Origin of the sequence: Sphingomonas gei (genome assembly GCF_004792685.1) — a bacterium.
Classification (GTDB): Bacteria; Pseudomonadota; Alphaproteobacteria; order Sphingomonadales; family Sphingomonadaceae; genus Sphingomonas; species Sphingomonas gei.
The window spans coordinates 99012-113229 of sequence record NZ_SRXT01000008.1 but is presented as its reverse complement, the minus strand read 5'-3'; the positions used below and the strand labels follow the sequence as shown (position 1 = coordinate 113229).

At 66.3% G+C, this 14218-nt stretch carries 11 protein-coding genes and 1 tRNA gene; 4 read left to right on the top strand and 8 right to left on the bottom strand.

Going from position 1 to position 14218, the window contains the following annotated elements:
- Positions 1-65: 65 nt before the first annotated feature.
- Entirely contained in the window at positions 66-2810 is a 2745-nt protein-coding gene (secA, locus tag E5A73_RS19245) for a preprotein translocase subunit SecA (protein WP_135965470.1), read from the top strand.
- A gap of 44 nt (positions 2811-2854) precedes the next feature.
- Here the strand turns inward: secA and E5A73_RS19240 are convergent, their stop codons facing one another.
- From E5A73_RS19240 to E5A73_RS19230, 3 genes are all read right to left on the bottom strand, one after another.
- Positions 2855-3457: a CC0125/CC1285 family lipoprotein gene (locus tag E5A73_RS19240; RefSeq protein WP_135965469.1), complete on the bottom strand. Its 603-nt coding sequence runs from the start codon at positions 3455-3457 to the stop codon at positions 2855-2857.
- 131 nt (positions 3458-3588) lie between these two features.
- Positions 3589-4110 (bottom strand): phosphoribosyltransferase, encoded by a 522-nt coding sequence (locus E5A73_RS19235; RefSeq protein ID WP_206366547.1) that lies wholly within the window; start codon positions 4108-4110, stop codon positions 3589-3591.
- Positions 4107-5123 carry an adenosine deaminase gene (locus tag E5A73_RS19230; RefSeq protein WP_135965468.1) on the bottom strand — a complete coding sequence of 339 codons (1017 nt, stop codon included), beginning with the start codon at positions 5121-5123 and terminating at the stop codon, positions 4107-4109. Before E5A73_RS19230 ends, E5A73_RS19235 begins: the two co-directional genes overlap by 4 nt.
- A gap of 56 nt (positions 5124-5179) precedes the next feature.
- On the opposite strand from E5A73_RS19230, the gene E5A73_RS19225 reads away from it, so the two are divergent.
- Positions 5180-5407: a KTSC domain-containing protein gene (locus E5A73_RS19225; RefSeq protein WP_240700279.1), complete on the top strand. Its 228-nt coding sequence runs from the start codon at positions 5180-5182 to the stop codon at positions 5405-5407.
- Between the two features lie 344 nt (positions 5408-5751).
- Here the strand turns inward: E5A73_RS19225 and E5A73_RS19220 are convergent, their stop codons facing one another.
- The 4 genes from E5A73_RS19220 to moaA all read right to left on the bottom strand — a co-directional run bounded on the left by E5A73_RS19220 (position 5752) and on the right by moaA (position 8135).
- Positions 5752-6168, bottom strand: a complete 417-nt coding sequence (locus tag E5A73_RS19220) for a secondary thiamine-phosphate synthase enzyme YjbQ (protein ID WP_135965467.1) — start codon at positions 6166-6168, stop codon at positions 5752-5754.
- Between the two features lie 10 nt (positions 6169-6178).
- Positions 6179-6253: transfer RNA gene (locus E5A73_RS19215), tRNA-Asn, on the bottom strand.
- A 104-nt stretch (positions 6254-6357) separates the two neighbouring features.
- A complete protein-coding gene (locus tag E5A73_RS19210) occupies positions 6358-7125 on the bottom strand; it encodes an NAD kinase (RefSeq protein ID WP_135965466.1) in 768 nt (255 codons plus the stop codon).
- Positions 7122-8135: a GTP 3',8-cyclase MoaA gene (gene moaA, locus E5A73_RS19205; protein WP_135965465.1), complete on the bottom strand. Its 1014-nt coding sequence runs from the start codon at positions 8133-8135 to the stop codon at positions 7122-7124. The genes E5A73_RS19210 and moaA overlap by 4 nt, the downstream gene beginning before the upstream one ends.
- Positions 8136-8215: 80 nt before the next feature.
- Here moaA and E5A73_RS19200 point away from each other — a divergent pair, with 80 nt between their 5' ends.
- Entirely contained in the window at positions 8216-10198 is a 1983-nt protein-coding gene (locus tag E5A73_RS19200; protein WP_135965464.1) for a putative bifunctional diguanylate cyclase/phosphodiesterase, read from the top strand.
- Complete coding sequence (locus E5A73_RS19195; RefSeq protein WP_135965463.1) at positions 10195-10596, top strand: hypothetical protein; 402 nt, start codon at positions 10195-10197, stop codon at positions 10594-10596. The genes E5A73_RS19200 and E5A73_RS19195 overlap by 4 nt, the downstream gene beginning before the upstream one ends.
- A gap of 109 nt (positions 10597-10705) precedes the next feature.
- Here the strand turns inward: E5A73_RS19195 and mfd are convergent, their stop codons facing one another.
- Positions 10706-14164 (bottom strand): transcription-repair coupling factor, encoded by a 3459-nt coding sequence (gene mfd / locus E5A73_RS19190; RefSeq protein ID WP_135965462.1) that lies wholly within the window; start codon positions 14162-14164, stop codon positions 10706-10708.
- Positions 14165-14218: the final 54 nt, after the last annotated feature.

Sequence of the window (14218 nt, the reverse complement as noted above, 5' to 3'; positions counted from 1 at the left end):
TTTGATGCGGGTGCGGCCATGCGCGCGGCGTCCGCCCGACCACCTTACAGACACTGGAAATCACCATGCTCGGCGGCCTTGCCAAGACCTTTTTCGGCTCCTCGAACGAACGCTACGTCAAGTCGCTCGGAGCGATCGTCCAGAAGATCAATGCGTTCGAACCGGCCATCTCGGCGATGGACGACGCGGCGCTGGCCCATCAGACGATCCTGTTCCGCGAGCGGCTGGCGAACGGCGAGAAGCTCGACAACATCCTGCCCGAGGCGTTTGCCACGGTGCGCGAGGCGGCCAAGCGGACGCTGGGCCAGCGGCATTACGACGTCCAGATGATCGGCGGCATCGTGCTCCATCGCGGCGAGATCGCCGAGATGCGCACCGGCGAGGGCAAGACGCTGGTCGCGACGCTGGCGACCTATCTCAACGCGCTGCCGGGCGAGGGCGTCCATGTCATCACCGTCAACGACTATCTCGCCAAGCGCGACGCTGAATGGATGGCGCAGGTCTATGGCTTCCTGGGCCTGACCACCGGCGTGATCGTCCCCAATCTGACCGACCAGGAACGCCGCGACGCGTATAATTCGGACATCACCTACGGCACGAACAACGAGTTCGGCTTCGATTATCTGCGCGACAACATGAAGTACGATCGCGCGTCGATGGTCCAGCGGCCGTTCGCGATGGCGATCGTCGACGAAGTCGATTCGGTGCTGATCGACGAGGCGCGCACGCCGCTGATCATTTCGGGCCCGACCGACGACCGCAGCGAGCTCTATATGAGCGTCGACGCGATCGTGAAGCAGCTCGTCCCGTTCGATTACGAGAAGGACGAGAAGCAGCGCACCGTGGTGCTCACTGAGGAGGGCACCGAGAAGGTCGAGCGGATGCTCGAAGATGCCGGGCTGCTGATCGGCGCCAATCTCTACGATTTCGAAAACACCCAGGTAGTCCACCACCTCAACCAGGCGCTGCGCGCCAACGTGATGTTCAAGCGCGACATCGATTACATCGTCAAGGAAGACAAGGTCATCATCATCGACGAGTTCACCGGTCGGATGATGGACGGGCGGCGCTGGTCGGATGGGCTGCACCAGGCAGTCGAGGCCAAGGAGGGCGTGCAGATCGAGCCGGAGAACCAGACGCTCGCGAGCATCACCTTCCAGAACTATTTCCGCATGTATCCCAAGCTCTCGGGCATGACCGGCACCGCAGCGACCGAGGCCCCGGAATTCTTCGACATCTACAAGATGAACGTCGTCACGATCCCGACCAATCTTCCGGTCGCCCGCGTTGATGAGGAAGACGAATTCTACAAGACCACCGAAGAGAAGTTCGGCGCGATCGCCAAAAAGATCCGCGAGCATTCGGCCAAGGGGCAGCCGGTGCTGGTCGGCACCGTTTCGATCGAGAAGAGCGAATTGCTTTCCGAGTTTCTCAAGAAGGAAGGCGTCGAGCATTCGGTGCTCAACGCGCGCCATCACGAGCTCGAAGCGGGCATCGTCGCGCAGGCGGGCCGGATCGGCGCGGTGACGATCGCGACCAACATGGCGGGCCGCGGCACCGACATCCAGCTGGGCGGCAATCTCGAATTCCGCATCCATGACGAGCTGGAAGGCCTGGAGGAAGGCCCGGCGCGCGACGCGGCGATCGAGCAGATCAAGGCCGAGATCCAGGCCGAGAAGGACCGGGTGCGCGAAGCCGGCGGGCTGTTCGTGCTCGGCACCGAGCGCCACGAGAGCCGTCGCATCGACAATCAGCTGCGCGGGCGTTCGGGCCGCCAGGGCGATCCGGGCCTCAGCCGCTTCTACCTCAGCCTCGACGACGATCTGCTCCGCATCTTCGGCTCGAACACTTTGTTCGCCAAAATGATGCGCAACAATATCGAGGACGGCGAGGCGATCGGCAGCAAATGGCTGTCGAAGGCGATCGAGACCGCGCAGCGCAAGGTCGAGGCGCGCAATTACGACATCCGCAAGCAGGTCGTCGAATATGACGACGTGATGAACGATCAGCGCAAGGTCATCTACGAGCAGCGCGCCGACATCATGGACGCCGATACGGTGGGCGAGGTCGTCGTCGACATGCGGCTCGAGACGGTCAATTCGATCGTCGGCGAAGCTTGCCCGCCCAATAGCTATCCCGAGCAATGGGATGTGGCGGGGCTCAAGGAGAAGATCGCCGCGACCTTGGGCGTCGATGCGCCGATCGACGAATGGATCGCCACCGCTGACGGAATCGAGCCCGAGCAAGTCGAGGAGCGCGTCCGCGAGCTGGCCGATGCGCATGTCACCGCCAAGTCGGACGAGCTCGACCCGGAGACCTGGACGCAGATCGAAAAGTCGATCCTGCTCCAGAATCTCGACCATCACTGGAAGGAGCATCTCGCGATGCTCGACGCGCTGCGCCAGGTCGTCCACCTGCGCGCCTACGCCCAGAAGACGCCGATCAACGAGTATAAGCACGAGGCGTTCGCGATGTTCGAGCGGATGCTATCGACCATCCGCGAGGACGTGACGCGGACGCTGGCCTTTGCGCAGTTCCGCATGGCCCAGGCGCCGGAACTGCCCGAGCTGCCCGATTTCCTGACGACGCACATCGATCCGCTGACCGGCATCGACGATAGCGGCGACTATGACGGCGGCGCGGTGGGGATGGTGTTCAACCAGCTGCCGCAGATGGGGATCCCGCAGCCTTCGGGCGAAAATCTCGGTACCGATCCCGCCGAGTGGGAAGGGCTGGTCAGCCGCAATGCGCCGTGCCCGTGCGGATCTGGGCGCAAGTACAAGCACTGCCACGGCGCGCTGACGGCCTGAGCAGGTAGAATCCTCCCCGAGACGCGCTCGGGGAGGATTTCAGATCAACGCTGTTCGGGCATCTTGATCGAGGGCCCGAGCCGGCTGAGCACTTCGCGGGCATCGAACGCGCGGACGTTGGTGGTCGGCTTGGGGCCGCGGCCGGTGACGATCTCGGCGGTCGCCTCATATTGGCGAACGGTGCGATAATCCCAGTCGCGGTCGTTCCAGAACGGATCGTCCATGAACGGGCTCCAGCTGCGCCAGCCCCAGCGCGGGCCGCGATAGAAGCGCCATGACGGGCTCCAATAGCCCCACGGGCCGCCCCCGTAATAGCCGCCGCCGTAACCCGGCGTGCGATAGGTATCGGTGCGCGTCTCGGTGTTGCGGTCGACCAGGATGAAATGGTCGTCGCCGTGCTGCACGGTGAGCTCCGCCGCGCGATAGAGCAGATAGCGCTCGACGGTGTCGCGCGCAGTGAGGCTGTTGCCCGAGAAGCTGACGCGATAGCGGTTGCTCTCGATCTGCTCGTCCCAATAGCCCGCGCGCGATGAAGATGTGGCGGGCTGATAGGGGGTTGCGGTCATGCAGCCCGCGAGCGCGGTGCTGCCCACCAGGGCTGCGGCCAACGCCAGAGCGCGTGGGCGCTTGGTTATGCTTTTTAGCATGGTTCCTCCGGTAGTTATGGCGAGGGGCGGGGGTGCCGATCGTCAGTTCGAACGCGCGCGGGGTGTTAAAGGCTCCCGCACGATTGCGCGATGAATCGTGCGCCTTGGACGATTGACGGAGGCTGAACGCATCAGGCGATCCGTTCCGGCACTTCCATCGCTTCCTCGGCGATCCTCTCGCGGGGTGCCATCGCTTCCCAGGGGAAGATGAACCAGTCCTTGTCCAGGCTGCGGTCGATCGTGCGCGCCTGATAGTCCACGCGCTGCGCCGAGAGGCTGTTGTCGATCAGCACGGCGAAGCGGATGTTCGAGTCGATTGCGCCTTGGGCCGCGAGTGCGGCGCGGATTTCGCCGATCGTCTTGCCGCTGTCGTTGATATCCTCGACGAACAGCAATTGCTCGCCCGCGCGTGTCCGTTCGGCGAGCACGGCGATCAGTTCGGTGCCGAACGGGGCGATGCGAGTCGAATGGTCGATCGAGACGAGCGGCAGGTTCATCCGATGCGACAGGTACACGCCGGGGGCGAGCCCGCCGCGGCCGACGCCGACGAGCAGCGCAGGGCGCCAGCCCTCGGATTCCATCGCTGCGGCAAGCGCCTGGATGCCGGCGACCATCTCTTCGTGCGGATAGGGCGTGAAGACGATCTCGCTCACGTATGCGCCTCGACATAGGCGTCGAGCCTGGCGAGGTGCGTCGCCACTGCGTTGTCGGGGAGGAACGAGCCAAGAAAGCTGTTGCGCGCCAGCGTGACCAGGTCGTCGCGGTCGAGCGTCCGCCCCTGCGCGATCGCCCGGAAATTGTCGCCGACATAGCCGCCGAAATAGGCCGGATCGTCCGAGTTGACCGTCGCGCGCAATCCGAGGCGCAGCATCCGATCGATCGGGTGCACGTCGATCGAGGCGACGTTGCACAATTTGACGTTCGACAGCGGGCAGACGGTGAGCGTCATCCCCGAGCGGGCGAGCCGGGCGATCAGCGCGGGGTCCTCGAGGCTGCGATTGCCATGATCGAGCCGGTCGACGTGGAGCAGTTCGAGCGCCTCGTAGACATATTCCGGCGGACCTTCCTCGCCGGCATGCGCGACGCGCTTGAGGCCCATTGCGGCAGCGGCGGCGAATACCCGCTCGAACTTCGAGGGGGGATGGCCGAGTTCCGACGAATCGAGCCCGACTGCGTCGATGCGGTCGATCCACGGTTGCGCCTGAGACAGCGTCTTGAACGCGTCCTCCTCGTCGAGGTGGCGCAGGAAGCACAGGATCAGCTTCGAGGTCAGCCCGTGCTTCGCCTCGGCCGCTGCCATGCCGGCGAGCAGGCCGTTGGCGACGACGCCGAAGGGAATTCCGCGGTGCGTGTGGGTCTGGGGATCGAAGAAGATTTCGGCATGGAGCACGCCGTCGGCGGCGGCGCGATCGAAATAGGCCAGCGCGAGGTCGCGGAAATCCTCCTCGGTGCGCAGGACGTCGGCACCGGCATAATAGATGTCGAGGAAATCCTGCAGGTTCGAGAAATCATAGGCGGCGCGCACTTCCTCGACCGAGGCATAGGGGATCGCGACCTGGTTGCGGCGGGCGAATTCGAACATCTGCTCCGGCTCGAGGCTGCCTTCGATGTGGAGGTGCAGTTCCGCCTTGGGCAGGCCGGTGATGAAGGCGTCGAGATCGAGCATCGAGCGAGCATTGCAGGGGCGGGGAGGCGGCGCAAGCGGGAGCGCGGCGCCGCGTGGTGCGTTATCGTCCTATGCCTTCGACCGTGATCCGCCGGTGGGACTATGACGAGGCCGAGCAGCGTCTCGACGTCACCTTCGTCAGCGGGCGCGTATATAGTTATCACGAAGTGCCTGCCGCCGTCGCGCAAGCGATGCTCGAAGCCTTTTCGAAGGGAAGCTATTTCAACCGGCACATTCGCGATCATTTCGCCTTCACCGAGCATCGTCGGCGTGTTTCGCCCTGAATCGCACCTCGTCGCGCGCATCATGCGAATGCAAAGGTCACACCAGGGTCACACTGTCGCGCATGTTCCAGCGGAGACAGGCCAGGCCGAAATTCACAAAGGTCCGGGCCGGGCGTGCCTCGTGTTCGGTCGGGATCGGCATTGTCAAAGAGCGGCCGCCCGCGGCATCGCATCGATCTCACCAGACGAAATCCTACATTGCAAGGGGGTAGCGGACCTCGACTGAAGACCGTGCAAACGAAGAGAAGCGACCGCCGCCCGGCGCAGACTTTGTATCCGATTGTGCGGACCCTAACCCGCCTTCGCAGGAGATTCCGGCTTTCGCCGGGTTGAGGGGCTGGGATCTACTTGCCGATCAGGTGCAATGCGACCGCGCGCCGGTGTGGCCGGCGTCGGTGTTCGAACAGGTAGATGCCCTGCCATGTGCCCAGCGCGAGAGTGCCGCCGATCAGCGGGATCGAGAGATGGATGCCGGTGAGCGCGGCGCGGAGGTGTGCGGGCATGTCGTCGGACCCTTCGTCGTCATGGGCATAATCGGCGCTTTCGGGCGCGAGGCGCGCGATCCAGTCCTGCAGGTCCGTGCGGACTTCCGGCGCGGCATTCTCCTGGATCAGCAGCGAGGCGGAGGTGTGCTGGCAGAAGAGGGTGAGCAGGCCCTGGTCGAAAGCCTGCTCGGCGACCCAGCGCACCACGTCGCGGGTGATCTCGACCAGGCCTTGGCCGTGCGTGTCGAAGCTGAGGATGTAGGTTGCTTGGCGCATTGGAAAGAAGTGGCTCCCCGGGCCTGATTCGAACAGGCGACCATTCGATTAACAGTCGAACGCTCTACCGCTGAGCTACCGGGGAAAACCGTCTTCTGAGCGGCCGGAGCCGCTGCGGAGGCGCGCCTATAGCAGCGGGTTTTCGGAGATGGCAATAGCGGTCTGCGCGTCTTTTCGACGCGGGGGGCCTCAGGCGATGAATTGTTCCATCGTTATGCGGTCGTCGAGCGCGTGCTCGGGATCGAACAGCAGCGTGAGGTCGCGCATATGGTCGATCGCGACCTCGACCTGCGCGACTTCGCGGACTTCGCGCTGATCGGCGACCGCGCTGACCGGGCGCTTGTCGGCTTCGAGCACACGGATGCCGATGCGAGTCTTTTCGGGGAGGATCGCCCCGCGCCAGCGCCGCGGGCGGAACGGGCTGATCGGAGTCAGCGCGAGCAGCGCGGAGCCGAGTGGGAGGATCGGGCCGTTGGCGGAGAGGTTGTACGCAGTCGAGCCGGCAGGGGTGGCGACCAGCATGCCGTCGGCAACGAGCTCCTCGAGCACGACGCGGTCGTTGATCGTCACTTCGAGCTTGGCGGTCTGGCGCGTCTCGCGGAGCAGGGAGACTTCGTTGATAGCGGGCAATATGCATTGCTCGCCGCTGATCGTGGTCGCGGTCATGCTGAGCGGGGAGACGCGGAACGGCTTGGCGCGGGCCAGGCGCTCGTCGAGCCGCTCGAGCCGCCAGTCGTTCATCAGGAAGCCGATCGTGCCGAGGTTCATCCCGAATACCGGCACGATCCGGCGGCGCTCGAGCATCGCGTGGAGCGTCTGGAGCATGAACCCGTCGCCCCCCAGCGCGATGATCTGCTCGGCTTCTTCGAGCGGAACCCAGTCATAGGCTCGGCGCAATTCCTCGGCCGCGGCGAGCGCCGGGGGCGTCGGCGAGGCGACGAGCGCGCGGAGAGTCATCCGCCGGTGACGCTCATGTGGCGCGCGACCGCGGGGGCCGCGCCGGCTTCGATGCGGAAATCGTGCGCGGCGGGCTTTAGGTCGAGCGCGCGGCTGATCTGGGTATCGACTTCAGCGAGACCGCCGGTACGGATGGCGGCGCGCAGATCGACCGAATCCTCATGGCCGAGGCACATGTGGAGCTTGCCGTCGGTCGACAGCCGGACGCGGTTGCAGCTCGCGCAGAAATTGCCGGTGAGCGGCGAGATCAGGCCGAGCCGCGTTCCGGTGCCGGCCAGCCGCCAATAGCGCGCGGGGCCGCCGGACTGGTGATCGTCGGGGACGAGGTCGAACCGGTCGCGCAGCTCGGCGAGGACGCGGGGGAGCGGCAGGAAGCGATCCATGCGGTCTTCGTCGATCTGGCCGAGCGGCATCGTCTCGATCAGAGTGAGATCGTGCCCCTCGTCGCCGGCCCAGGCGAGCATCGGGGCGATCTCGTGTTCGTTGAGCCCCTTGAGCGCGACCATGTTGATCTTGATCCGCAGCCCGGCGGCCTTGGCGGCGGCAATCCCCTCCAGTACCTTGGCGACGTCGCCGTGGCGGGTGATATGGCGGAACAGCGCGGAGTCTCGGCTGTCGAGGCTGACGTTGATCCGGCGCATGCCGGCGGCGAACAGATCCTTGGCGTGCGCGGCGAGGCGGGTGGCGTTGGTGGTGAGGGTGAGCTCGTCGAGGCCGGTGCCCACCTGCCGGCCGAGCCGCCGGGCAAGGTCGATCATGTCGCGGCGGACCAAAGGCTCGCCGCCGGTCAGGCGGATCTTCCGCACCCCGCGGGCGACGAAGCGCTCGGCGATCAGTGCGATCTCCTCGAGGCTGAGCAATTCCGCGCGGGGCAGGAAGGTCATCGCCTCGGCCATGCAATAGCGGCAGCGCAGGTCGCAGCGATCGGTGACCGAGATGCGCAGGTAGCTGATCGCGCGGCCATGGCGGTCCACCAGTTTGTCGGCGCTCGAGACGGGGACGCTGGCCATGTCATGGCGGTAAGGCCTTGTGCGCGGCCAAACAACCCTCCGGATGGCGGCGGACGCCGCTTCTCGCTATCGAGGGGGGAATGGATGATAATTTCAAGATCGCCGACGCCCCCGCCGCCGCCGAAATCCCGGTGTTCGTGCTGTCTTTCCGCCAGCGCGACGAAGTGGCGGCCGCGGCCGCCGGGGGAGGCTGGCGCGTGGTCGCGGCTCGCCGCCCCGATGGCCTCGAGCAGCGGTTCCTGGCAAGCGGCGCCAGCGTCGCGGTGATCGACGCACGCGGCGCGATGAGCGAGGGGCTGGACGCGACCAAGGCGCTCGGCGCGGCGGTCGAGGCGCATGGCGGCGCGATCCTGATCCTCGTCTCGCAGAGCGACACGGTGCACATGCGACACTTCTACGATGCCGGAGCAACGCATTTCCTCGGCAGCCCGATGTCGTCGGCGGCGATGGCGCATGCGATTCGATTTGCGCACCGGCACGTCGATCGGCTCGCCCGCTCGCGCGGGCAGACCAGCGGTGCGGCGGAGCCCTTGGGCTGGCGATTCGATGCCGAGATGCGGTCGCTCCAGCTGACACCCGGGCTGGCCAATCTGCTCGGGCTGAGCGAGGCGCCGGGGCTGCTTTCGGTGATGCGCCGGCTGGATCCAGAGGATCGGACGCTGGTCCGGACCGCGCTCAGCCGGCTCGGCCGCGACCACGGTTCGACTGCCTTCGCGCACGACCTTCCCGGGGTCGGCCGCGTGGTGCAGCATCTGCAATACGACCATGAGGCGGGGTCGCTGCACGCATTGGTCGAGGCGCTCGGTGTCGCGCCCGATGCGAGCGTGGCGGTGCGCGATGCGCTGACCGGCGCGCGCGATGCGACCAGCGCGCGGCGCTGGATCGACCGTCAGCTTGGCGAGGGACAGACGATCGGCGTGATCCTGATCGGACTCAACCGCTTCGAAACGGTCAACACGGCCTATGGACGCGAAGCGGGCGATGCGCTGTTGCGCGGCGTGTCGCGGCGGGTGGCCGAAGTGGCGCGGGCGCAGCTCGGGCAGGCGGCGGTCGTCGCGCGGATCGGCGGGTCCGAGTTTCTCGTGGCAAGCCCTGGCGCAACCGGGGTGCAGCTCGCCGAGGCCGAGGCACGGCTCGAGGAAGCGATCAGCCGGCCGTTCGTCGCTGGGGGCGAGATCGCGCATCTCGGCGCCAAGATGGCGAGCAGCGCCAGCGTCGCCGGCGATTCGGCGGCGAGCCTGTTGCGGCGGGCGAGCGAAGCGCTGCTCGGCGATGCCGTCCCCGTCGAGCCAAACGCGCCGCCGCTCGAAGAACTCGCCAACGACTTGCACCGCGCACTCGAGCGCAGCGAGATCGGGGTGCGCTTCCAGCCGCAGGTTGCGATCGCTTCGGGGCAGATCATCGGAGTCGAGGCGCTCGCGCGCTGGCAGCATCCGCAATTGGGCGAGATCGGCGCCGAAACGCTGTTCCTCGCGGCGCAGCGCGCCGGGCTGGAGGCGCAGCTCAGCGATCATGTCCAGCGGCGCGCGCTCACCGCGGCGGCGCAATGGCCGTCGAAGCTGGCGCGGCTGCGGCTGTCGATCAACGTCACCGCCAGCGATGTGGGGCGCGCCGGCTTTGCCGACAGCCTGCTCGGGCGAGTCGACGCCAGCGGCTTCCCGCGCGCGCGGCTGACCGTCGAGATCACCGAGAGCGGGATCATGGCCGACCTTACCGAGGCGGCGCGATTGCTCTCGCAGCTGCGCGCAGCGGGTTGCCGGGTGGCGATCGACGATTTCGGCACGGGCTATTCGAGCCTGGCTTATCTCAAGGCACTGCCGCTCGACTATCTCAAGATCGACAAGAGGCTGAGCCACGACATCACCGGCGCGCATCGCGACCGCGTGGTGGTGCGCGGGGTGATCGACATGGCGCGGTCGCTCGGGCTCGCGGTGGTCGCCGAGGGCGTCGAGACCGACGCGCAGCTCGACTTGCTCGCCAAGGAGGGCTGCCAGTATTTCCAGGGCTATCTGTGTGCCGAGCCGCTCGACGTGCCCGCATTGGCCAATCTGGTGCAGGGGTGAGCGATCCACAGGATGTGAGCGGAGTCTGGTATGGCCATTATGCGGCCTATGCCGGGCATGAGGATAATGGCTTCATCGCGCTGTTGGAGGAAATCACGGGCTCGGTGACGGGCACGATCACCGAGCCTGACGAAGCCGGCGGCACGATCCGGCGGGCGACCGTGACCGGCCAGCGCGACGGCGCCAACCTGCGCTTTACCAAGCAATATGATGGCAGCGGCGGCTGGACGCACGCGGTGCGCTATTCGGGCGCGGTGGATGCCGACGGCACGCTGGTGATGGGAAGCTGGGTGGTCGAGGGGCTGACCGGGGCCTTCGATATGACGCGCGAGAAGTTCGACGCCGAGGCGCTGGAGGAAGAAGAGGCGGTCGAAGTCGTGATCGGGCGATCGATCTAAAGGCTACCCTACCGTTCGCCCAGAGCTTGTCGAAGGGGCGCAAGCCGCAAGCAAATCGCTCGCCGAGCGCAGTGCTTCGACAGGCTCAGCACGAACGGTGGTCAGCGGCTTATCCCGCCGCCTTGGCCAGCCCGCGCGAGAGCTGGAGCGCGCCGTGGAGCCGGGCCTTGGGGTCTGCCCAGCTTCGGTTGATGACCAGCTTCATGTCCGGGCGCAGGCGGGCGGTGCCGCCGAGCTTGTCGACATAGGCCATCAGCCCTTCCACATTGGGGAATTTGTTGTCGAAGAACGTCACGAGCGCGCCCTTGGGGCCAACATCGATCTTGGCGATGCAGGCTTTCTTGGCGTTGAGCTTGGCTTCGATCAGGCGGAGCAGATTGTCGGTCGGCTCGGGGAGCTTGCCGAAGCGGTCGATCATCTCGGCAGCGAATTCCTCGATCCCGCGCGTGTCCTCGACATCGTTGAGGCGGCGATAGAGCCCCATCCGCAGATCGAGATCCGGCACATAGTCCTCGGGGATCATGATCGGCGCATCGACGGTGATCTGCGGCGACAGGTCCTTGGGACGGATATCGTCGCGCAGCCCGCCGGCCTTGGCGTCCATGATCGCCTCTTCGAGCATCGACTGGTAGAGCTCGTAGCCGACTTCCTTGATGTGCCCCGATTGTTCGTCGCCGAGCAGATTGCCCGCGCCGCGAATGTCGAGATCGTGCGCCGCGAGCTGGAAGCCGGCGCCCAGCGATTCGAGATCGGAGAGCACCTTTAGGCGCTTGTCGGCGGCCTCGGTCATCTGGCGCTCGGGCGGCGTGGTCAGATAGGCATAAGCCCGCGTCTTGGCGCGGCCGACGCGACCGCGGATCTGGTAGAGCTGGGCGAGGCCGAACTTGTCGGCGCGGTTGACGATCAGCGTGTTGGCCGAGGGAATGTCGAGGCCCGACTCGATGATCGTGGTCGAGATCAGCAAATCATAGCGGCGATCGTAAAAGGCCGACATCCGCTCCTCGACTTCGGTCGGCGCCATCTGCCCGTGGGCGACCACATAGCTGATCTCGGGGACGTCGTTGCGCAGGAACGCCTCGATATCGGGGAGATCGGAGATGCGCGGGGTGACGAAATAGGCCTGGCCGCCGCGATAATGCTCGCGCAGCAGCGCTTCGCGCAGCACGACCGGGTCCCACGGGATGACATAGGTACGCACCGCGAGGCGATCGACCGGCGGGGTCTGGATCACCGAAAGCTCGCGCAGGCCGGACATCGCCATCTGGAGGGTACGGGGGATCGGGGTGGCGGTGAGGGTCAGGACGTGGACGTCCGCCTTCATCGCCTTGAGGCGTTCCTTGTGGGTTACGCCGAAGCGCTGCTCCTCGTCGACGATCACGAGGCCGAGGCGCTTGATGTCGATCGACTTGGACAGGATCGCATGGGTGCCGATGACGATGTCGATCTTGCCCTCGGTCAGGCCTTCCTTGACTGCCTTCGCCTCGGCGGCGGGGACGAGCCGCGAGAGGCGGCCGATCTCGATCGGGAAGCCCTGGAAGCGCTCGACGAAATTGCGGTAGTGCTGGCGGGCCAGGAGGGTGGTGGGGCAGACCACGGCGACCTGCATCCCGGCCATTGCCGCGACGAAGGCGGCACGGAGCGCGACCTCGGTCTTGCCGAAGCCGACGTCGCCGACGATGAGCCGGTCCATCGGCCGGCCGGCGGCGAGATCGCTCAGGACGTCGCTGATCGCGCGCTCCTGGTCTTCGGTCTCCTCATAGGGGAAGCGATCGACGAAGGCGGGATAGCCGCCGTGATCGGGTTCGGCGATCTCGGCGGGGCGGGTGGCGCGCTTGGCGGCGGTGGCGATGAGGTCGCCCGCGATCTCGCGGATGCGCTCCTTCATCTTCGACTTGCGGCGCTGCCACGCCTCGCCGCCGAGCCGGTCGAGAGTTGCGCCTTCCTCGCCCGAGCCGTAGCGGCTGAGCACTTCGAGATTCTCGACCGGAACGTAGAGCTTGTCGCCGCCGGCATAGGAAAGCGCGACGCAATCGTGCGGTGCCTTCTGCACCGGGATCTGAGTCAGGCCCTCGTAGCGGCCAATGCCGTGCTCAATATGGACGACGAGGTCGCCCGGCGAGAGCGTGGCGAGTTCCTGGAGGAAGGCGTCGGTGTTCTTGCGGCGCTTGCTGCGGCGCACGAGGCGGTCGCCGAGCATGTCCTGCTCGGTGAGCACCGCGACATCGGGCGCAGTAAAGCCATGATCGAGCGGCAGCACGATGAGCGCGATGCCCTTGTCCGCCGCGCCGAGCGCTTCCTGCCAGCCATTGGCGTTGCGAGCGCCCTTGAGGCCATGGTCGGCGAGCAGGCCCGAGAGGCGCTCGCGGGCGCCGATAGAATAGCTGGCGAGGATTGGTTTTCGCCCGTCTTTCCGTGTCTTGGCGAGGTGCGTTACCACCGCCTCATAGACATTGGTGCCGGCGGCGCGCTCGGGGGCGAAATCGCGCGGGCCGTCGACCTGGAAGTCGAGCACCGTGGCGCTTTCGGGCTCGTGGAACGGCGTGGCGATGTGAACCGGGCCGTGGTCGAGTGCCCGAGCCCATTCGGCGGGCGATAGATAGAGCGTGTCGGCGGCAAGCGGGCGATAGCTGCCGGGGGCGGTCGATTCGGCGCGGACTCGGTTCTGTTGGTAATCGGCGATCGCTTCGAAGCGCTGTTCGGCGGCGCCGGCGGTTGCCGAGTCGCGGACGATCACTGCATCGTCGGGGAGATGCTCGAACAAGGTGTCGAGGCGCTCCTCGAACATCGGCAGCCAATGCTCCATGCCGGCGAGGCGGCGACCGTCGCTGATCGCCTGATAGAGCGGATCGCCGGTGGCGTTGGCGCCGAACGTCTCGCGATAACGGCCGCGGAAGCGCTTGATCGAATCTTCGTCGAGCAGGGCCTCCGAGGCGGGGAGCAGGACGAAGCCGTCGACACGGCCGGTGGTGCGCTGGTCCTCGGGAGCGAAGGTGCGCAGGCTCTCGATCTCGTCGCCGAAGAAATCGAGCCGGAGCGCCTGGGCGGCGCCGCTGGGGAAGAGATCGACCAGGCCGCCGCGCACCGCGAATTCGCCGGAATCGTGGACGGTATCGACGCGGATATAGCCGTTGGCCTGGAGCAGGGTCGCGAGCTTGTCGACGCCGATCCGCTCGCCGGGGGCGAGGCGGGCGACGAGCTGGCGGATGCGGAACGGCGTGAGCGTGCGCTGGCTCGCGGCGTTTACGGTGGTGACGAGCAGACGCGGCTTCTCGGATTTGATCTGAAGCGCGTGGAGCGTGGCGAGCCGCTCGGACATGACGCGCAGCGTCGGGCTGGCGCGGTCATAGGGCAGGCAATCCCAGGCTGGATAGCTGAGAATATCGAGCTCGGGCGCGAAATAATGTGCGGTCGAGGCGATCGTGCGCATCGCCGCTTCGTCGGAGGCAACGAACACCGCCATGTTTCCGGCGCGGGCGAGGTCGGCGAGCATCCAGGGGAGGAAGCCGGTCGGCGCGCCCGAAAGGGTGAGCGGGCGGGTGGCGGAGAGGATCTTTTTGAGGTCGGGCATTCTGTTCTCTCGTCATCCTGGCGAAAGCCGGGATCTCGTGCCGCGGGCGAACGG